A 21,208-nucleotide genomic window follows, 5' to 3' on the forward strand; every position below is an offset into this window, starting at 1 on the left:
CATGTCAGCCCAAGGCAAGTTCAAGAAACAGCTTTCATTGATCGACCTCACCTTTATCGGACTGGGAGCGATCTTCGGTTCGGGCTGGCTGTTCGCGGCCAGTCACGTCTCCGCCATCGCCGGACCGGCGGGGATTTTTTCCTGGTTGCTGGGCGGCTTCGCCGTGTTGCTGCTGGGCATCGTGTATTGCGAACTGGGGGCGGCATTGCCCCGCGCCGGCGGTGTGGTGCGCTACCCGGTCTATTCCCACGGCCCGCTGCTGGGCTACCTGATGGGCTTTATCACGCTGATCGCGTTTTCAAGCCTGGTAGCAATTGAAGTGGTCGCCTCGCGCCAATACGCCGCGGCGTGGTTTCCCGAGTTGACGCAGGCGGGTTCCAGCAACCCCACCGTCCTCGGCTGGTTCGTGCAGTTTGCGCTGCTCTCGCTGTTTTTCGCCCTCAACTACCGCAGCGTGAAGACCTTCGCCATGGCCAATAACCTGGTCAGCGTGTTCAAGTTCATCGTGCCGCTGCTGGTGATCGGCGTGCTGTTCACCTTTTTCAAGCCGGAGAATTTCCACGCCCAGGGCTTCGCGCCGTTCGGCCTGTCGGGGATTGAAATGGCCGTGTCTGCCGGCGGGGTGATTTTCGCCTACCTGGGTCTGACGCCAATCATCTCGGTGGCCAGCGAAGTGAAGAACCCGCAACGCACCATTCCGATTGCACTGATCCTGTCGGTGCTGCTCTCCACTGCAATCTACGTGCTGTTGCAGACCGCTTTCCTCGGCGGCATCCCCACCGAAATGCTCGCCAACGGCTGGGCCGGCGTCGCCAAGGAACTGGCCCTGCCGTACCGCGACATCGCGCTCGCCCTGGGCGTGGGCTGGCTGGCGTACCTGGTGGTCGCCGACGCCGTGATCTCCCCCAGCGGCTGCGGCAATATCTACATGAACGCCACGCCACGGGTGATCTACGGCTGGGCGCAAACCGGGACCTTCTTCAAGATCTTCACCCGCATCGATGAAAAGTCCGGCATCCCGCGCCCGGCGCTGTGGCTGACCTTTGGCCTGTCGGTGTTCTGGACCCTGCCCTTCCCGTCGTGGGAAGCGCTGATCAACGTGGTGTCCGCCGCGCTGGTGTTGAGCTACGCCGTGGCGCCGGTATCCGTGGCCGCCCTGCGCCGCAATGCACCTGACCTGCCGCGCCCGTTCCGGGTCAAGTGGATGGGCTTGCTCGGCCCGCTGTCGTTCATCATCGCCGCGCTGATCGTCTACTGGTCCGGCTGGAGCACCGTGTCGTGGCTGCTCGGCCTGCAAATCCTGATGTTCGTGGTGTACCTGCTGTGCGGCCGTTTTGTGCCGACCCTGCACCTGAGCCTGGGCCGCCAGGTTCGCTCCTCCGCCTGGCTGATCGGCTTCTACGCCGTGACCATCATCCTGTCGAAGCTCGGCAGCTTCGGTGGCCTGGGCATCCTCGGCCATCCCTTCGACACCGTGGTCGTCGCCGCTTGCGCGCTGGGGATTTATTACTGGGGCGCGGCCACCGGCGTGCCGGCGCACCTGGTTCGCCTGGAAACCGAAGACGACGAAAGCGAAGCCCCTGAGCCCGACATCGGCCGAGTGCAGCTTGCTTCCTGAGCCTCAGCCAACCACTGGATGGATTGTTCTATGAAACGAGTGCACATCATTGATTCCCACACCGGCGGCGAACCCACCCGCCTGGTGATGACGGGGTTTCCCACGCTGGCCGGCGAGACCATGGTCGACAAGCTCGACGACCTGCGCACCCGGCATGACCAATGGCGCAGGGCGTGCCTGCTGGAGCCCCGTGGCAACGATGTACTGGTGGGCGCGCTGTATTGCGCGCCGGTCTCGGCCGATGCCACCTGCGGCGTGATTTTCTTCAATAACGCCGGCTACCTCGGCATGTGCGGCCACGGCACCATCGGCCTGGTTGCCTCGTTGCACCACTTGGGGCAGATCGCGCCGGGGGTGCACAAGATCGACACGCCGGTAGGCCCGGTGAGCGCCACGTTGCACGCCGACGGCGCGGTCACGTTGCGCAATGTGCCCGCCTATCGCTATCGCCAGCATGTCTCGGTGCAAGTGCCTGGACATGGCTTGGTCCACGGCGATATCGCCTGGGGCGGCAATTGGTTCTTCCTGGTTTCCGATCATGGCCAAGCACTGGAAATGGACAACGTCGAAGCCCTGACCGACTACACCTGGACAATGCTCAAGGCCCTCGAAGCCCAGGGCATCCACGGCGAAGACGGCGCCCTGATCGACCATATCGAACTGTTCGCCGACGACCCCCAGGCCGACAGCCGCAACTTTGTCATGTGCCCAGGCAAGGCCTACGACCGCTCGCCCTGCGGCACCGGCACCAGCGCCAAGCTCGCATGCCTGGCGGCCGACGGGAAACTCGCCGCCGGTGAGCCGTGGATACAAGCCAGCATCACCGGCAGCCAATTCGAAGGCAGCTATGAATGGGAGGGCGAACGTGTGCGCCCTTCCATCACCGGCCGCGCCTACATGACCGCCGACAGCACCTTGCTGATCGACGAACAGGACCCCTTCGCGTGGGGCATCTGAACCGCCCCCGCCCCTTCAATCAAACTGGAGCTGAAACAATGAATACCACTATCTTCACCGGTTGCATCCCTGCATTGATGACGCCGTGCACCGCCCAGCGCAAACCGGACTTTGACGCACTGGTCGCCAAGGGCCGCGAACTGATCGATATCGGCATGAGCGCGGTGGTGTACTGCGGCTCTATGGGCGACTGGCCGTTGCTGACCGAGGCCGAGCGCCAGGAAGGCGTGGCGCGCCTGGTGGCCGCCGGTGTGCCGACCATCGTCGGCACCGGCGCGGTCAACAGCCGTGAAGCCGTGGCCCATGCAGCGCATGCGGCGAAGGTCGGCGCCCATGGTTTGATGGTCATCCCGCGGGTGCTGTCCCGTGGCGCATCGGCGACGGCGCAAAAAGATCACTTTGCAGCCATCCTCAAGGCGGCGCCAAACCTGCCGGCGGTGATCTACAACAGCCCTTACTACGGCTTCGCCACCCGCGCCGACCTGTTCTTCGAACTGCGTCGCGAGTACCCGAACCTGATCGGCTTCAAGGAATTCGGCGGTGCTGCAGACCTGCGCTACGCGGCCGAACACATCACCTCCAAGGACGATGACGTGACCTTGATGGTCGGCGTGGACACCCAAGTGGTGCACGGTTTCGTCAACTGCAACGCCACCGGCGCAATCACCGGCATCGGCAATGCACTGCCACGGGAAGTCCTGCAACTGGTGGCCTTGAGCAAGAAAGCCGCCAATGGCGACGCCACTGCACGTCGCCAGGCGCGGGAGTTGGAGTCGGCGCTGGCGGTGCTGTCGTCCTTCGACGAAGGCTGCGACCTGGTGCTGTTCTACAAGCATCTGATGGTGCTCAACGGCGACAAGGAATACACCCTGCACTTCAACGAGACCGATGCCCTCAGCGATGCCCAGCGTCGTTATGCAGAGAACCAGTACGCGCTGTTCCGCCAGTGGTACGCCAACTGGTCGGCCGAGCAGAACGTCGCTTAAAAATACTCAAGGCAGCAAAGATCAAATGTAGGAGCTGTCGAGCTCCGGCGAGGCTGCGATGGGATCACTGCGGTGTACCTGCCAGACCGCAGCGCCTGCATCGCAGCCTCGCTGGGGCTCGACAGCTCCCACAGTGGATTCTCTTCGCCAAGCCAATCTTTACTTTCCAGGACTACGCCATGACTCTGACGGGCACCATGCTGATTGGTCAGCACTCCATTCCAGGCAGCCGCGAGGCCATCCGGGCGATCAATCCTGCCACCAACCTTGCGTTGGAACCCGCCTACGCCGGCGGCACCGCCGAACATGTCGAACACGCCTGTGCGTTGGCCTGGAGCGCCTTCGATAGCTATCGCGAAACGCCGTTGGCCGCTCGCGCCGAATTCCTTGAAACCATCGCCAACGAAATCGAAGCCCTGGGCGATGAACTGATTGAACGGGCGATGGCCGAGACCGGCCTGCCCCGCCCACGCATCCAGGGCGAACGCGGGCGCACCTGCCAGCAATTGCGCACCTTTGCCCGCACCGTGCGCGCGGGTGAATGGCTGGATGTGCGGGTGGATACTGCACAACCGGAACGCCAGCCGCTGCCTCGCTCGGACCTGCGTCAACGCCACATACCGCTGGGGCCGGTGGCCGTGTTCGGCGCGAGCAATTTTCCGCTGGCATTCTCGGTGGCGGGCGGTGATACCGCGTCGGCACTGGCGGCCGGTTGCCCGGTGATCGTGAAGGCACACGGCGCGCATCCTGGCACCAGCGAACTGGTGGGCCGCGCGGTGGCCCGGGCCGTTCAGCAATGTGGCCTGCCTGAGGGTGTGTTTTCGCTGTTGTATGGCTCGGGCCGCGAGGTCGGTATCGCGCTGGTGTGCGATCCGCGCATCAAGGCCGTGGGTTTCACCGGCTCGCGCAGCGGCGGTATTGCCTTGTGCCAGGCGGCCCAGGCGCGCCCCGTGCCGATCCCGGTGTATGCAGAGATGAGCTCGATCAATCCGGTCTACCTGTTTCCCGCTGCGTTGAGCGCACGCGGTGAAGCATTGGCACAAGGTTTTGTCGTGTCCCTGACCCAGGGTGCCGGCCAGTTCTGCACCAACCCCGGGCTGGTGATTGCCGTTGCAGGGCAAGCGCTGGACCACTTCGTCGGCACGGCTGCCAACCTGCTTCAACACAGCACTGCCCAGACCATGCTGACACCGGGGATCTTCAAGGCTTACGAAGACGGCGTCAGCGCCCTGACCCGGCATGCTCAGCTCGCAGGTACCGGTCTGCCGGCAGAAGGGCCGAACCAGGGACAGGCCCATTTGTTCGTGACCCAGGCCCGGGACTTTCTCGCCAATCACAGCCTGCAAGCCGAGATATTCGGCGCCACGTCATTGATCGTGCAATGTGCCAACGTCGATGAGGTCCGCCAGGTCAGCGAACACCTGGAGGGCCAACTGACCGCAACCCTGCATCTGGATGACGACGACCTGGCAACTGCCCGCGCGCTGCTGCCGACCCTGGAACGCAAGGCCGGCCGCCTGCTGGTCAACGGCTGGCCGACCGGCGTTGAAGTGTGTGATGCGATGGTGCACGGAGGACCATTCCCGGCCACCTCGGACTCACGCACCACCTCGGTGGGCACCGCCGCGATCCTGCGATTCCTGCGGCCGGTGTGCTACCAGGATTTCCCGGATAGCTTGCTGCCGACGGCCCTGCAACACGGCAACCCATTGCTGCTGCGGCGCTTGCTCGACGGTCAGAGGGAAGCCTAGAACATGTCCGATAACGTCATGCCAGACGTCGCCGTAGTGGGCGCCGGCATCATCGGCGTCGCCTGCGCGCTGCAACTGGCGCGCCAGGGCCGGCGGGTGGTCATCATCGATCAGCAGGAACCTGGCCACGGCGCCTCGTTCGGCAATGCCGGCCACCTGGCGACCGAGCAAGTGTTCCCCATCGCGGATGCGTCGATCCTGACGCGTTTGCCCGCCATGCTCATGGACCCGATGGGCCCGCTGCGCCTGGACTGGAAATACCTGCCGCGTGCACTGCCGTGGTTTACCCGGCTGCTGCTGAACCTGCGCCCGGCGCCCTTCCAGCGCACCGTCGCCGGGATCCGCGCGCTCAATGAAGGCAGCCTGGGCGCCTGGCACCGGCTGCTGGGCAGCATCGAGCGCCCGCACCTGATGCGCGAAGACGGCTCGTTGCTGGTCTTCGAGCGCGCCGAGTCGCGACAGGCCATTGATGCATTGCAGGCACGCATGAGTCAGCAGGAAGTGCCGGTGGACCACTGGCACGCGAGCGTGGTGCAGGACGCGGCGCCACAACTCAGCAAAGGGATTCAGGGCGGGTTGTTTTTTCCACGCACCGGGCATTTTCTCGATCCCTATGGGGTGGTTTGCGAGCTGATGGAGGCGGCCAAAGCCAGCGGGGTGCAATTTCTCAAGCGTCAGGTCGTGGGCGGGAAGCTGGACGAGCACGGTGTTTCATTGCGGACCGACCAAGGCATCGTGGCCGCGTGCCAGGTGTTGATCGCATGCGGTGCGCACTCAGCCAGCCTGACCGGCGCACTGACTGGCAAAAAGGTCCCGCTGGATACAGAGCGCGGCTATCACCTGATGTTGCCCCATGAGCATGGACGGTTGCCGTTTGCGGTCACGTCATTGGAGCGCAAGTTCATCATGACGCCCATGGACGGCGGATTGCGGCTGGCAGGTACCGTGGAGTTCGCCGGCCTTGATCGCCCACCGAACATGGAACGCGCGTGGCAGTTGCATCGACTGAGCCAGGGGCTGTTTCGTCGTGACTTGAGTGCCGAGGACGCGACGCCGTGGATGGGGTTTCGCCCTTCCCTGCCGGACTCGCTGCCGATTATCGACAAGGTGTGCAAGGGCAAGGTGCTGCTTGCCTTTGGGCATCAGCATCTGGGCCTGACGCAGGCTGCGGTGACGGCGGAGTTGATTGCACGGCTGGCATCGCCTGCGGCCGCGTCCAACGGGCTGCCGGCGCTAGAGCCCTACCGGCTGGATCGTTTCTGAGATCATCGGAAACGTCTTGCTACTGTTTCGCACTTTCGGTGATACAAGGCAGGTCATTATCGTGCATGACCTTACGGTTACGCTCCGTTGAGAACCTGCCTTGAACAACCACACCTGTATGCAGCCCCGTCCATCGATGCGCAGAACGCTCCGAAGCGTTGCTTGCGGCATGCTCGCCCTATTGCTCTGCACGACAGCCCTCGCAGAACCGGGCATGCCGCTTGGCCAGAAATCATTCGAAGCGTATCGCGCCGCTACCTTGCAATGGCTGCGGGACCATCGTGATTTCCAGGGCATCGACAAGGATGCCGAACTCAACTGGAACGCCCCGCAGGAATGGCGCCCGGCGGGTGCCCCCAAGCGCGGGATCATTCTCGTGCATGGCCTGGGCGACTCACCCTGGTCTTTCCACGATATCGGCAGCGCACTGGCCGCCCGCGGCTTTCTGGTCAGGACCGTGCTGCTGCCCGGCCACGGCACGCAACCGGCCGACATGCTGCAGGTACGCATGGAAGACTGGCGCCGGGTGGTGGACGAACAGGCTGCGATCCTTCGCGCAGAGGTAGGAGAAATCTACCTCGGCGGCTTTTCCACCGGCGCCAACCTGGTACTCGACTACGCCTACAAACACGACGACGTCGCGGGGCTGCTGCTGTTCTCTCCCGCGTTCCAGTCCAGCATGACCTACGACTGGCTGACACCCCTGATCAGTTGGGCGCGCCCCTGGCTGCTGGCGCCAGACGCCAGCCGGCCACAACAGAGCCTGGTGCGCTACATGACAGTGCCCACCAACGGTTTTGCCCAGTTCTACCGCAGCAGCCGGCTAGCCCGCCAGGACCTGGAGCGGCGCCCCTATGACAAGCCGGTGTTCATTGCCGTCGCAGCCCACGACTCAGTACTCGATACGCACTACGTGCTGGAGACCTTCCAGCAACGCTTCAGCAACCCCCATAGCCGCCTCGCCTGGTACGGCACATTGCCAGAGAGCGCCTGGGATACCCGCCGTGTAAAAGCGCGTACCGACTACCTGCCGGAGTTGCGGATCAGCCAGTTCTCCCACATGGGGTTGCTGTTCTCACCCGACAACGCTCTGTATGGCGAACAGGGCAGCCTGCGGTTTTGCTGGAACGGCCAGACGGACGACGCAACCCGCGCCTGCGAACAGGGGGCCGACGTGTGGTATTCGGACTGGGGCTACCGTGAGCCGGGCAAGATGCACGCGCGGTTGACGTTCAATCCGTATTTCACCTGGCAGCTTGGGGTGATTGACGAGGTCCTGGGCAAGCAGGACCTGGCGAGTCATTAAACGGCAAATCCGGTAAACCGCGTTTATCCCGCGACGCCCAGGATCGGCAGCGCCAGGTACAACTTGATCACGATCGCATTGGTGATATCGATGAAAAAGGCGCCCACCATCGGCACCACCAGAAATGCAATCTGCGATGGCCCGAAACGCTGGGTCACCGCCTGCATGTTCGCAATGGCAGTTGGCGTGGCACCGAGCCCGAAACCGCAGTGCCCCGCCGCCAGGACCGCCGCGTCATAGTTGCTCCCCATCACCCGGAACGTCACGAAAATCGCAAACAGCGCCATCATCAACGCCTGCGCAGCCAGCAGGATGAAAATCGGCAGGGCCAGCGCGGCGAGGTCCCAGAGCTTGAGCGACATCAATGCAATCGCCAGGAACAACGACAGGCTGACATTCCCTAGCACCGAGACTTCGCGCTCGAATACCTGGTGCCAGCCCAGCGCCGACAGACCATTACGCAACACCACACCGACAAACAAGACACACACAAACGTCGGCAGCTCAAAGGCCGTGCCCTGGATAAAACCGCTGAGGAATGTGCCCACTTGCAGGCTGATGGCGAGCAGCGCCAGGGTCTCGATAAACGAGAAGGAGGTGATCATGCGCTCTTGATTCGGCTGCTCGAACCCTTTTGGCCCTAGCGGTTGTACCGGCGCCAGGGCGGGCGTCTGGACGCGCTTGATCAGCAGGCGAGCGACCGGGCCGCCAATCAGGCCGCCGAGCACCAGGCCAAAGGTCGCGGAAGCAATGGCCAGTTCGGACGCCGACGCCACGCCATACTTCTCGCTGAACACCGCGCCCCAGGCCGCGCCGGTCCCGTGCCCACCCGACAGCGTAATGGAGCCCGCCAACAACCCCATCAATGGATCGAGCCCCAGCGCCTTGGCCAGCGCAATCCCCATCGCGTTCTGGACCACCAGGAGCGCCGTCACCACCAGCAGGAAAATCCCCAGCACCCGCCCGCCTTTCTTCAGGCTGGCGAAATCCGCATTCAAACCAATGGTGGCAAAGAAAGCCAACATCAGTGGCGTCTGCAGCGACGAATCAAACCGGACCTCAATGCCAGCGAGCATACGCAGGACCAGAAGCAGCACCGCCACCACTAAACCACCGGCCACCGGCTCCGGAATATTGTAAGTGCGCAGGAAACCGACTCGAGCGACCAGCCCGCGCCCAAGTAAAAGCACCAGGGAGGCGGCGACCAGCGTTGAATAGAAGTCGAGTTGAAGCATGGGGCAGCTCTCTGTAGTTATTTATGACGAATCGGGGCAGGCCTATCGATCCTTCGGAACAACACAGGAAGAGTAGTAGTACGACGCCATCTTTAACCTGGGAAAAGTCCTAACGTTGCCGAACGGAATCCCCAGGACATTCAGGCGAAAGACTTGCGAAGCGCAATCTGAAGGGGCAAGACGAGAAAATCGAGTGCATGACAAGGGCTGCAGAACTGCGTCTGGACGGGCGCTTTACAGGTCCGCGGCATCCTGCCGACTCAGCGCCCATTCGAATCTGCCCTACCTGGCCGTGCTTCTGTGTTGGCCAATGATTACCAAGGGACAATTGCGGCCGCTCTGTTGCTGGGCGTCGCAACGGCGCTGGCCGCGAACCTATACCCTGGGAATAAATATTCCCAATAAAAAAGCCCGCTCAATGCGGGCTTTTTTTCCATGATTATCCGGAAAAAGGTATGGGTTCAACCATATAGCAATCAACGCAGTCTGAAGTGATGACGTTATCCAGGATCAGAGGGGATTCGGTCGCAGGTCGAAGGAACCCCGTACGAATGGATGCGGTATAGACCCCAACGTTTACTGTATTGAGGCGAGCCCTTGCGTTAATCGACACACAATCAATGCTGTAATTCATCCCCATCCCCAAGCCGCAATTTTCACCACCTGAATTAATCACGCGGGTAGAGTCCTGCCCCTCGATGACGACACCCCAGGCGGTCTGTTCAGGATCGACACCTGGCTCTGTAGCCGTGCAATAACTATCAAGAATGGTGTTGTACTCACCACCGTTGTCCAGCAGCAGCATGCAGCGCCCAGTCCAGTCGACCGACGTGATGTTCTCGATCACACAGTGTTGTGCGTAGTGCAGATGCAGCCCTACCGCAGCGTCCCCGGTGAATTCAAGGTTGCGGATGTACACGTTTTTAATCGGGTCACATAAAGCCACGATTGCGCCCAGGGGATGATCACGTTTGATTACGCGATTAACAATCAATGAGTTAGCCAGCACATATATAACCTGGCGAACCTCCAGGGGGCCGTCGAGTGGCATCGGGTAGGTTGCAAAATCGGTTGAAGCATCCGAGATGACGATCCAGGAACCGTTTGTGTACGGAGTGGTATCAGCCACGGAGATTTCGGTCGTATTGACGTAGGCCGGCGCGGTCAGATAACTGCCCGGGCGAACATTACCCTGGTAGTCGATGGCGGCATAACTCGGATCTGTTGGGTCCAGCGGGTTACGACCGATCCCTGAAACGTCGATAGTGACCTTATCGATCCCTGGTGCTGGCTCGATGATCTGCCCACTGTAGGGCCAATTGTCATCACGGTTTAGCAGGACTGTTGTCCCGATTGGGCAGTCAGTGCCATTGATTTGAATCCAGCGGTATCCGGCCTTCATCACCGACTGGAGTTGAGGACCGTTATCCGCAGAGGGATCCGGCGTAAAAACATAAGGGGTATCGCTGTAAATTGACATATGACTTCTCCTGATTTCCCATGGCCATTTTTTGGCGAAACAACTGTACATGCATACAGCTAAAAATTCTACGAAAGCAGCACCCTCTAGCTATTGCCCACCGACGCCGACATACGCATCACGCGTATCGGGCGCGTGATCTACGTTGTGGCGTTCAGGGAGGCTCATGGGAGACGGGAAAAGAAGATGCCGAAGCACGCTCGAAAGAAGCACAACGGGATAAATCGACAAGCCAGGAAGGGACGCCGAATTGTCATTTTGAGGAGGTAGGTTGCAAAGGCTTCGCAAATCGCAACAAAAAAGGGCGCACCTTTCGGTGAGCCCTTCCAGACCGCCCAGCAAAGCGGATTCTGTTTGGTCGGCGCGATAGGACTCGAGCCAGCGCCCCCCACCATTTGAAGGTGATCCCGAGAAATCTGCAACCGATTGATCCATAGGGGAAAATTCGCCCTTTGAAAGGCTACGAATTTCCCGTTTAACCTTACAAGAATCATTAACTTAGCGTTGTCTATTCCTACAGTAATCAACCATTCACAGTGTCCTGCCGAACCGAGCAACTCGAAATCCTCTCACTACACCGAAACACGTCTACAATTTCAGCAATTCGAACGGATCTTCGATTACCGCGATACAAAGGAACCATCATGCCACTTATCAATTTTCGAACACGTTTCGCGCTTTCGGCAAGCTTGCCATGACAAGTTAACTATTCTGGCGCGCAGATGGGCGGCATGATGCTGCCTCAAAAGGCGCTCAAGACAATAAATAATGCATGAAGTGTGCTTTTTTAAGTTTTGTTACTACAGGGATAGTCGAACATGCTTTTATTTTTATCAGCTGTTTTACTGTGCATTCCACTAAGAATATTCGTGCCTGCTCTTGGCGTTGAAATTGCGCCGTCTGACTTGCTATGCCTACTTATCCTCCCTTACATACTAATCATTCACCACAAGATAAATAAGTGGCTTCTGCTCAGCATAATTTTCTCTTTCATCTCACTTATATACATACAATTATTTATCCAGCCGGGAAACATCGCCAGATCTATTTTCTCCATAGCGTTTTTCTTCAAGCCATACCTGGTCTATTTGCTGGGTAGAAACATTGGAGAGTCAAGCATTCACCCTGACAGGTTCAACAAGACATTAATCTATCTACTCACGGCAACCGCGCTTGCAGCAACGGTTGACGCGATTTTCATGAAGGGCCACGTTACTATATTTACTGAATTTGAGCGTATCCCAGGCGAAGTCATTTACGGCGCCGTCTTCGACCCTACATTTTTCGGTATGAAATTTCATGGTAGCAATGGAATAAATGGAATAGCTGTATTTTTTTCGACGGCATTCATGATTTGTCTAGCGCTAGGCGTAATCATGAAACCCAAAAAAAGCATACGGATTATTTCGTACACTGGAATGTTGTGCAGCTTGATACTCGTCCTAGGCAGTGGATCTAGACAAGCTGCATTTGGTTTAATCGTTAGTTGCTTATGTTGCTTCTTCGCGGGAAAAATGACAGTCGGCAGGATATTTAGAGCTGCTCTATACATCACGCTTGCCATCGTTACATCTGCAACCATAATAGCGATTTTTTCAGACTACTTTATTGAATTATTCGCCAAAATACTTTTGATGACAGACAACATCTACTCTGGAAATTGGGATGGGGTTTCATCAGGAAGATTAGGCCTGTACATGATAATTATTGATGACTTAATAAGCAGCCCGATATTTGGTACTGGCTTTGGTGGCTATGGGCTTTTTAACTCTGAGCTTGGCTACTTCGATAACGATGTGAGCACCTCAGGTTATACGCCACACAATCAATATTTAGGTGCCATTTGGAAAATGGGAGGTCTTGCTGGATTGTTCTATCTGATATTCCTGTGGAGCATCGTAAAACCTTTCTTCAAAATCCCTCAAAGCGATGAATTTCAAAAGAGATTTTACATTGCAATGATGGCAATGGTCATACCATTCTTTACTGTATTCAATGTATTTCAAGATGGTCTGTCTTCCCCATCTACAGGCCCTATATTTCTGCTGATACTGGGTTTCTACTGGCGACGCGCATTCAACTTAAGCTCAAAAAATAATTCAACAATGCCTGCCCAACCTCACGCTGCACTCCATCCGTTAAATTAAAATAAAAGCATAAGCGGTACTATGCGAACGTATAGTCTTTTTAGAGCGCCTCGCGAGAAGTTACGACTGCCAGTCTTAGGCAGCCTTCGTGTCGGGGGAAATAGAAAGCCATTCAGGGGTTATTTTTTGAGAGAAGAAGGCCAAGACTCGGCCTTCTTCGCACTACCTCTTAAATGACATTAAAACATTGAGAGGCGAACAAACTCATAACACAGCTAGAGCTTATGATAAACCCCGCTTGCTAAAGATAAAGCAATCAACGTTCTCTGGACTCTCGTATGTGTCAAGAATTAGAGGACGTTCCGTTCTCGGCCGGATATAACCACTTCGGATAGAGTGGGTATATACGCCGACATTTACATTATTCCTGCGGGCTCTTGCATCGACAGCTACGCTATCAATACAGTAATTCATTGCACTGCCATTACCGCAAAATTCACCGCCGCTATTCACCATCCGGGATGAATCCTGACCTTCCATGACTACACCCCAGGCATTTTGTGTTGGCCCACCACCAGCCTCTGTCCCGGTACAGTAGCAATCAATGACTGAGTTATTGCTACCGCCGTTATCAATGAGAACAAGCGACCGCCCAGTCCAGTTAACAGAGGTAATATCTTGAATAGTGCAATGCTGGCCGTAGTGAATATGAACTCCGACAGCAGAGTTCCCAGTGAACTCCAGGCCTCGAATTATAACGTTACGAATCGGCACGCACGTAGCAACAATGGCTCCATCCGGATGTCCTTTTTTGAGAACATTGTTGATCACCAGCGACCCGCTGAATACTCGAATAACCTGCCGAACTTCCATAGGACCATCAAGTGGAAGCGGCTGCTTATGGAAGTCTGTTGAAGCATCGGAAATTACAATCCAGTCCCCAGCTACATATTTTGTCGGATCATCGACAAAAATTTCATTCTGATTCAGAAAAGCTTCCCGCGTTAAAAAACTTGCAGGCCGGACCTTCCCTTGATAATCAAACGCTGCATAGCTCGGATCGGTAGGTACTTCCGGATTTCGACCAATTCCGCTTGAGTCAATAAGCACCTTCTCGATGCCTGGTGCGGGCTCAATGACCAGACCGTGAACCGGGGTTAGGTCGGCCTTATTCAAGGGCACGGTAGTCTTGATCGGGCATACGTCGCGGTTAATTTGAATCCAGCGATATCCGGCTTGAATAATTGATCTGAGCTGAGGCCCATTGTCGAGCGTGGCGCTTGGCGTGAATACATATGGTGTCGCGTAGTACATAGACATTACTTCTCCTGATTAGTGGCTATCCTTAACCACTCGATATACTGTACATACATACAGCACAAAATCAAAGCAAAGCAGCCATATTTTTGTTTCGAGATTTCTCTGGCGTACGCCTGACAAGCCCGCAGCGCGATCACGACGCTCCCCCATTCGTGGGTGATGGCGATAATTCGTTGAGCATGCGCTGAGTAACGTTTGGCTCTACGGACTGCATGAAATCCTGTTGTCGCTCAGGCAGAAGCGCCGCCCTCAAGATCCCGTTGACCCGCTCTGCCAAAGCATTTTGGTAGCAGTCATAGCCGCCCGTCATGGAACACCGGATGCCGTGTTTCGCGTGCTGTTCCTGGTACATTCCCAAGCGATACTGGCCGGCTCTGTCCGAGTGATGAACCAGTGGCTGCGCGGTTTGAGCCTGATTCACGGCTCGACGTAACCTGCACTACCGACTCGGTGTGCAGACTTTCATGGACCTGGTAACCACGACCTTTCGCGAAAAAGCATCCGTCACAAGTCTCAGATAGGCCACACCTTCCTGAACGGGCAGTTAGGTGATGTCAGCTACCCGGATTTTTTCCGGACCGATTGGAACAACCTGATCAGGACCCGGTTTAAGTAGGTTCGGATGGCGCAGAAAGCGATGATGACTGTCGGTCGTCTTGTGCTACGCCCGCTCGCGGACCACGCCTTCGGTGCAGGATCGAAAACAGCCGATCTCGCCCCACTTGCAGTTCAAGTTGAGGCTGGCAACGCAGCAAGTGGTGCAGCTTTCGGGTACCCAAACGCGGCCGACGCTGACTTTTTTGTTGAACGAAGTCGGCAACTTTCTGATCCAGAACCAGACGAGTTGCATCGGTGCGATTGCGTTTGCAGTAAGCCTGTCGGCTTATCCCCAAGCACTGGCAAGCCCTGCTGATGCTCAGGTTCTGGATTGGTTTATGCGCGAGGAATTGCCGGGACGCTTTTTTACGACAGAGAGACCGTAGGCGTTTTTCAAGACATCCACGACCGCCTCGAAAAACTGCGCTTTCTGATTGGAAAACGCCAACTGTTCTTCAAGCATCTTTGATGCGTTGCCATGGCGTTAGTGGTCGGTTTCTGTCGGGCACAGACCCCATCCCGGCGAGCCAATCTATGTGCCGGGGCTACACTCTTGCCGACCACGCTTGCGTAACCGCGTCAGAACGGTGGTTTTGCCTTGAATCCGGTAGCGCTCTTGAGCCTATTTACAGCCCAGCTCGCCGTTTCGACTTCGTCGACGACCGACAATTTAAAGGTCAGCGTGTAGTCTCGATGACTACGCCTTTTTCCTGCCTCCATTACGCCCTCCTGGAAATAGATCAGAAGGTGTAGACCTCATTCAGGACGAAACACAGGCAACAAAAAAGGGCCCACCTTTCGGTGAGCCCTTTTAGACCGCCCAGCAGAGCGGATTTTGTTTGGTAGGCGCGATTGGACTCGAACCAACGACCCCCACCATGTCAAGGTGGTGCTCTAACCAACTGAGCTACGTGCCTGCTGTGAGGCGGCATTCTACGGAATTCCCGAGGGGTGTCAACACCTTTTTTGCAGCTAAGCCTATGAATATGCGAATTTTTTATTTGTGGCCAGCACAACGGTATTTTCCGGCGGCTGGCAGCGGATTTTCAACTCAGGTAGGATCGGCGCACTCGTAAAAAATATAAAACAGAGGTTCCAGGATGGCGAACACCCCCTACCCCCAGTCGTATTACGCCGCGTCTGCGAATGCGGTACCTCCTCGCCCAGAGCTGCAAGGTGAAGTCGAAACCGATGTGTGCGTGATTGGCGCCGGTTATACCGGCCTGTCCAGTGCGCTGTTCCTGCTGGAAAACGGCTTTCGCGTGACAGTGCTGGAAGCTGCCAAGGTAGGCTTTGGCGCGTCGGGCCGCAATGGTGGGCAGATCGTCAACAGCTACAGCCGTGATATCGATGTGATCGAGCGCAGTGTCGGCCCCCAGCAGGCGAAATTACTCGGCGACATGGCATTTGAAGGCGGCAGGATCATTCGGGAGCGGGTGGCCAAGTATCAGATCCAGTGCGATCTGAAGGACGGCGGTGTGTTCGCGGCACTGAACAGCAAGCACATGGGCCACCTGGAGTCGCAGAAGCGCCTGTGGGAGCGCTACGGCCACACCCAGCTGGAGTTGCTGGACGAGCGGCGCATTCGCGAGGTGGTCGCCTGTGACAACTATGTGGGCGGCCTGCTCGACATGAGCGGCGGGCACATTCACCCGCTGAACCTGGCGCTGGGCGAAGCGGCAGCCGTGGAGTCCCTGGGCGGCACCATTTATGAGCAGTCGGCGGCGACTCGCATCGAGCGCGGCGCCAATCCGGTGGTGCATACGGCGCACGGCAAGGTCAGGGCCAAGTTCATTATTGTTGCAGGCAACGCCTATCTGGGGAACCTCGTTCCGGAACTGGCGGCCAAGTCGATGCCGTGTGGTACGCAGGTGATTACCACCGCACCACTGGGCGATGAACTGGCGAAGACGCTGCTGCCACAGGATTACTGCGTCGAGGACTGCAATTACCTGCTGGACTACTACCGCCTGACGAGCGACAAGCGCCTGATCTTCGGCGGTGGCGTGGTGTACGGCGCGCGTGACCCGGCGAATATCGAGGCGATCATCCGGCCGAAGATGCTCAAGGCCTTCCCGCAGCTCAAGGACGTGAAGATCGACTACGCCTGGACCGGCAATTTCCTGCTGACCTTGTCGCGCCTGCCGCAGGTCGGTCGCCTGGGGGATAACATCTACTACTCCCAGGGCTGTAGCGGCCATGGCGTGACGTATACCCACTTGGCGGGCAAGGTACTGGCGGAAGCGCTAAGAGGCCAGGCAGAACGTTTTGATGCGTTTGCCGGCCTGCCGCACTACCCCTTCCCCGGCGGACAACTGTTGCGCACGCCGTTTGCGGCGCTGGGGGCCTGGTATTACGGGTTGCGGGACAAGCTGGGATTCTGACCCCGGACACGGGGCTGGCTTGCCGGCCCCTGTACTTGCCGCGCCGGCACCCAATCGCAGACACAAAAAACCCCGGTCTTTCGACCAGGGTCTTTGCTATCGATCCAACCAAGCCAGCGGCTTGCTTTGGCGTCTCAGGGCGTTCAGTGGGCCCTGGAACAGATATGGCGCAGCGGACGGGACTCGAACCCGCGACCCCCGGCGTGACAGGCCGGTATTCTAACCGACTGAACTACCGCTGCGTATCGCTCAGACTGCTGAAGTGTCACCTTCAACCGCCTTCAAACATCTGACTGACCAGCCTTGGCTGTTCAATCTCAAATCTGAAACATCAGACCTGGAAAATATGGCGCAGCGGACGGGACTCGAACCCGCGACCCCCGGCGTGACAGGCCGGTATTCTAACCGACTGAACTACCGCTGCGCGTCGGTGCAACTTTTAACGTTGCGTCTTGCCCTAGGGCAAAACTCTCAAGAAGTGGTGGGTGATGACGGGATCGAACCGCCGACCCTCTGCTTGTAAGGCAGATGCTCTCCCAGCTGAGCTAATCACCCTTTGCTTCGTTGAGGCCGCGAAATTTACGCAGGTAGCGGACCTAAGTCAATAGCCTGCTTGAAGTTTTTCTGAAAAAGACAAAATTGCTTCAGGACCGCGACCCGCCCTACTCGGTGTAAATCATCTTCTTGCTCATGCCGCCGTCGACGACGAACTCTTGCCCGGTGACAAACCCGGCATTGCGCGACAGCAACCACGCCACCATCGCCGCTACGTCTTCCACAGTGCCTACCCTGCCCGCCGGGTGCTGGGCGTGATCCGCATCCGTCAGCGGCTCGGCACGGCGTGCAGCCGGGTCACGGGCATCGATCCAGCCCGGGCTGACGGCATTGACCCGTACTTCCGGCCCGAGGCTGATAGCCAACGCGTGGGTCAGGGCCAGCAAACCGCCCTTGCTCGCCGCATAGGCTTCGGTGTCCGGTTCCGACTGGCGTGCCCGGGTCGACGCCAGGTTGACGATGGCGCCGCCGTGGGCCCGCAGGTAGGGCGCACAGTGCTTGGCCAGCAACATGGGACCACTGAGGTTCACCGCCAGTACACGATTCCAGTAAGCCAGGTCGAGACTTTCCAGGGTGATATTGCGCGGGTCGGCCACGGCGGCATTGCACACCAGCGCATCCAGGCGCCCGAACTGGCCAAGTACCTCGGCCACGCCCTGGGCAACCTGCCGCTCATCGGCCACGTCCATGGTAATAAACCAGGCGTTGTCGCCGAGCACCTTGGACACCTTGGAACCGCGCTCACGGTCCAGGTCCGTCAATACCACCTGCCAGCCTTCGCTGATCAACCAGGCGGCAATCCCCAGGCCGATGCCCCGCGCCGCGCCGGTCACCAGCGCGACCCGCCCGTTACTGGCGCTCGCCGCCTCCATGGACCACTCGATCACAGGGCAGCCAACCCACGGGCCAGGTCGGCCTGCAGGTCAGCGACGTCTTCCAGGCCCACGGCAATGCGGATCAGGCTGTCACGAATCCCGGCAGCTTCACGCTCCTGCGGCGCCAGGCGACCGTGAGAGGTGGTGCTTGGGTGAGTAATAGTGGTCTTGCTGTCACCCAGGTTGGCGGTGATGGAGATCAGGCGAGTCGCATCGATAAAGCGCCAGGCGCCCTCTTTGCCGCCCTTGACCTCGAAACTCACCACGGCGCCGAAACCACGTTGCTGGCGCTGGGCCAACTCGTGTTGCGGGTGGCTCTTGAGGCCGGCGTAGTGGACCTTCTCGATACCGTCCTGTTGCTCCAGCCACTCGGCCAGGGCCTGGGCGTTGGCACAATGGGCCTTCATCCGCAGGCTCAGGGTCTCCAGACCTTTAAGGAAGATCCAGGCGTTGAACGGGCTCAGGGTCGGGCCGGCGGTGCGCAAGAAGCCCACCACTTCCTTCATCTGCTCGCTGCGGCCGGCAACCACGCCCCCCATGCAACGGCCCTGGCCGTCGATGAACTTGGTGGCCGAGTGCACAACGATGTCTGCGCCCAGCTTCAGCGGCTGCTGCAATGCAGGGGTGCAGAAGCAGTTGTCGACGATCAGCATCGCGCCCTTGGCGTGGGCCACTTCGGACAATGCGGCAATGTCCACCAGCTCGGCCAATGGATTGGACGGCGACTCGACGAACAGCAATTTGGTGTTGGCCTTGATGGCCGCGTCCCAGCCGGACAGGTCCGCCAGCGGCACGTAGTCGACTTCAATACCAAAACGCTTGAAGTACTTTTCGAACAGGCTGATGGTCGAACCAAACACGCTGCGCGATACAAGGACGTGGTCACCGGCACTGCACAGGCTCATGACTACCGCGAGAATCGCGGCCATGCCCGTGGCAGTGGCGACAGCTTGCTCGGCGCCTTCCAGCGCGGCGATACGCTCTTCGAACGCGCGCACGGTCGGGTTGGTGTAACGCGAATAAACGTTGCCCGGTACTTCACCGGCAAAACGCGCAGCGGCGTCGGCCGCAGTGCGGAACACATAGCTGGAGGTAAAGAACATCGGGTCACCGTGCTCACCTTCCGGGGTGCGGTGCTGGCCGGCGCGCACAGCCAGGGTATCGAAAGCTACGCCATCGAGGTCGCTGTCCAAGCGACCGGCATCCCATTCCTGACTCATGCTCTACTCCTCAACTCGAATGCTTTATCAAAGATACAAAACCGGCCCCTCAGGGCCGGTGTCTACTCAGTTGTTGTACAGGTCGATGATCGCGCTGACCGCCTGGGTCTTGATCTTCGAGGAATCGTTACGGGCCTGCTCGATCTTGTTCAGGTAGGCCTCGTCGACATCGCCGGTGACGTACTTGCCGTCGAACACCGCGCAATCGAACTCCTCGATCTTGATCTTGCCACCACCGACGGCTTCGATCAGGTCCGGCAGGTCCTGGTAGATCAGCCAGTCGGCGCCGATCAGGTCCGCAACGTCCTGGGTCGAACGGTTGTGGGCGATCAGTTCGTGGGCGCTCGGCATGTCGATGCCGTACACGTTCGGGTAACGCACGGCAGGCGCGGCGGAACAGAAGTAAACGTTCTTCGCACCGGCTTCGCGGGCCATCTGGATGATCTGCTTGCAGGTGGTGCCGCGTACGATGGAGTCATCCACCAGCATCACGTTCTTGCCGCGGAACTCCAGCTCGATCGCGTTGAGCTTCTGGCGCACCGACTTCTTGCGCGCAGCCTGGCCAGGCATGATGAAGGTACGGCCGATGTAACGGTTCTTGACGAAGCCTTCGCGGAATTTCACGCCCAGGTGGTTCGCCAACTCCAGCGCAGCGGTGCGGCTGGTGTCCGGGATAGGGATAACCACGTCGATGTCGTGATCCGGGCGCTCGCGCAGGATCTTGTCCGCCAGCTTCTCGCCCATGCGCAGGCGCGCCTTGTACACCGAAACACCGTCGATGATCGAATCCGGACGCGCCAGGTAGACGTGTTCGAAGATGCACGGGGTGAGTTTCGGGTTCAGTGCGCACTGACGGGTGTGCAGCTTGCCGTCTTCAGTGATGTAGACCGCTTCGCCCGGCGCCAGGTCGCGAATCAGGGTAAAGCCCAGCACGTCCAGGGACACGCTTTCGGAAGCGATCATGTACTCGACGCCTTCGTCGGTATGACGCTGGCCGAACACGATCGGGCGGATGCCGTGGGGATCGCGAAAACCGACGATACCGTAGCCGGTCACCATCGCCACTACCGCATAGCCACCGACGCAGCGGTTGTGCACGTCAGTCACGGCAGCGAACACGTCTTCTTCGGTCGGCTGCAGCTTGCCGCGCTGGGCCAGCTCGTGGGCGAACACGTTCAGCAGTACTTCGGAGTCCGAGTTGGTGTTGACGTGGCGCAGGTCAGATTCGTAAATCTCCTTGGCCAGTTGTTCAACGTTGGTCAGGTTGCCGTTGTGCGCCAGGGTGATGCCATAGGGCGAGTTGACGTAGAACGGCTGGGCTTCGGCCGAGGTCGAGCTGCCCGCTGTCGGGTAGCGCACGTGGCCAATGCCCATGTGCCCGACCAGGCGCTGCATGTGGCGCTGATGGAACACGTCACGCACCAGACCATTGTCCTTGCGCAGGAATAACCGGCCGTCGTGGCTGGTCACAATACCGGCAGCATCCTGGCCGCGGTGCTGGAGGACGGTTAGCGCGTCATACAGCGCCTGATTCACGTTCGACTTACCGACGATACCGACGATGCCACACATGC

General features: G+C 58.7%; 14 protein-coding genes, 4 tRNA genes and 1 pseudogene. 8 read left to right on the forward strand and 11 right to left on the reverse strand.

All coding sequences use genetic code 11. The features are described from left to right. Position 1 precedes the first annotated feature (1 nt). The 6 genes from HX824_RS10910 to HX824_RS10935 all read left to right on the forward strand — a co-directional run bounded on the left by HX824_RS10910 (position 2) and on the right by HX824_RS10935 (position 7,881). A complete protein-coding gene (locus HX824_RS10910) occupies positions 2-1,618 on the forward strand; it encodes an APC family permease (protein ID WP_008438731.1) in 1,617 nt (538 codons plus the stop codon). A gap of 30 nt (positions 1,619-1,648) precedes the next feature. Further along, positions 1,649-2,575, forward strand: coding sequence for a 4-hydroxyproline epimerase (locus HX824_RS10915; RefSeq protein ID WP_008438732.1), 927 nt, complete (start codon positions 1,649-1,651; stop codon positions 2,573-2,575). A gap of 38 nt (positions 2,576-2,613) precedes the next feature. After that, positions 2,614-3,561: a dihydrodipicolinate synthase family protein gene (locus HX824_RS10920; protein WP_008438733.1), complete on the forward strand. Its 948-nt coding sequence runs from the start codon at positions 2,614-2,616 to the stop codon at positions 3,559-3,561. 179 nt (positions 3,562-3,740) lie between these two features. Continuing rightward, complete coding sequence (locus tag HX824_RS10925) at positions 3,741-5,312, forward strand: aldehyde dehydrogenase (NADP(+)) (RefSeq protein ID WP_008438734.1); 1,572 nt, start codon at positions 3,741-3,743, stop codon at positions 5,310-5,312. Positions 5,313-5,315: 3 nt separating this feature from the next. Beyond that, positions 5,316-6,575, forward strand: coding sequence for an FAD-binding oxidoreductase (locus HX824_RS10930; RefSeq protein ID WP_008438735.1), 1,260 nt, complete (start codon positions 5,316-5,318; stop codon positions 6,573-6,575). Between the two features lie 169 nt (positions 6,576-6,744). After that, positions 6,745-7,881 carry a carboxylesterase gene (locus HX824_RS10935; protein ID WP_023659010.1) on the forward strand — a complete coding sequence of 379 codons (1,137 nt, stop codon included), beginning with the start codon at positions 6,745-6,747 and terminating at the stop codon, positions 7,879-7,881. Between the two features lie 23 nt (positions 7,882-7,904). On the opposite strand, the gene gltS is transcribed toward HX824_RS10935, so the two are convergent. Beyond that, entirely contained in the window at positions 7,905-9,116 is a 1,212-nt protein-coding gene (gene gltS, locus HX824_RS10940) for a sodium/glutamate symporter (RefSeq protein ID WP_177040476.1), read from the reverse strand. Between the two features lie 439 nt (positions 9,117-9,555). After that, positions 9,556-10,596 carry a hypothetical protein gene (locus HX824_RS10945; RefSeq protein WP_177054534.1) on the reverse strand — a complete coding sequence of 347 codons (1,041 nt, stop codon included), beginning with the start codon at positions 10,594-10,596 and terminating at the stop codon, positions 9,556-9,558. A gap of 818 nt (positions 10,597-11,414) precedes the next feature. Between HX824_RS10945 and HX824_RS10950 the strand changes: the two genes are divergently transcribed. Then, positions 11,415-12,743, forward strand: a complete 1,329-nt coding sequence (locus tag HX824_RS10950) for an O-antigen ligase (RefSeq protein ID WP_177040477.1) — start codon at positions 11,415-11,417, stop codon at positions 12,741-12,743. Between the two features lie 222 nt (positions 12,744-12,965). On the opposite strand, the gene HX824_RS10955 is transcribed toward HX824_RS10950, so the two are convergent. The 3 genes and pseudogenes from HX824_RS10955 to HX824_RS10970 form a co-directional block, all read right to left on the reverse strand. Continuing rightward, a complete protein-coding gene (locus HX824_RS10955; protein ID WP_177020880.1) occupies positions 12,966-14,003 on the reverse strand; it encodes a right-handed parallel beta-helix repeat-containing protein in 1,038 nt (345 codons plus the stop codon). Positions 14,004-14,208: 205 nt separating this feature from the next. Beyond that, a pseudogene (locus HX824_RS32545) lies at positions 14,209-15,320 on the reverse strand (IS3 family transposase); the annotation flags it as partial. 120 nt (positions 15,321-15,440) lie between these two features. After that, a tRNA-Val gene (locus tag HX824_RS10970) sits at positions 15,441-15,517 on the reverse strand. A 183-nt stretch (positions 15,518-15,700) separates the two neighbouring features. Here HX824_RS10970 and HX824_RS10975 point away from each other — a divergent pair. Next, positions 15,701-16,984 (forward strand): FAD-binding oxidoreductase, encoded by a 1,284-nt coding sequence (locus HX824_RS10975; RefSeq protein WP_003212689.1) that lies wholly within the window; start codon positions 15,701-15,703, stop codon positions 16,982-16,984. A 165-nt stretch (positions 16,985-17,149) separates the two neighbouring features. Here HX824_RS10975 and HX824_RS10980 read toward each other — a convergent pair. The 6 genes from HX824_RS10980 to purF form a co-directional block, all read right to left on the reverse strand. After that, positions 17,150-17,226: transfer RNA gene (locus HX824_RS10980), tRNA-Asp, on the reverse strand. Positions 17,227-17,331: 105 nt separating this feature from the next. Next, positions 17,332-17,408 (reverse strand) — tRNA-Asp (locus tag HX824_RS10985). Between the two features lie 55 nt (positions 17,409-17,463). Then, positions 17,464-17,539: transfer RNA gene (locus HX824_RS10990), tRNA-Val, on the reverse strand. Between the two features lie 107 nt (positions 17,540-17,646). Then, positions 17,647-18,411, reverse strand: coding sequence for an SDR family oxidoreductase (locus HX824_RS10995; protein ID WP_003212687.1), 765 nt, complete (start codon positions 18,409-18,411; stop codon positions 17,647-17,649). An 11-nt stretch (positions 18,412-18,422) separates the two neighbouring features. Continuing rightward, positions 18,423-19,634 (reverse strand): O-succinylhomoserine sulfhydrylase, encoded by a 1,212-nt coding sequence (locus HX824_RS11000; RefSeq protein ID WP_008438742.1) that lies wholly within the window; start codon positions 19,632-19,634, stop codon positions 18,423-18,425. A gap of 66 nt (positions 19,635-19,700) precedes the next feature. After that, positions 19,701-21,206, reverse strand: a complete 1,506-nt coding sequence (purF, locus tag HX824_RS11005; RefSeq protein ID WP_003212683.1) for an amidophosphoribosyltransferase — start codon at positions 21,204-21,206, stop codon at positions 19,701-19,703. Positions 21,207-21,208: the final 2 nt, after the last annotated feature.

Source organism: Pseudomonas sp. D4002 (assembly GCF_013385665.1).
Taxonomy (GTDB): Bacteria; Pseudomonadota; Gammaproteobacteria; order Pseudomonadales; family Pseudomonadaceae; genus Aquipseudomonas.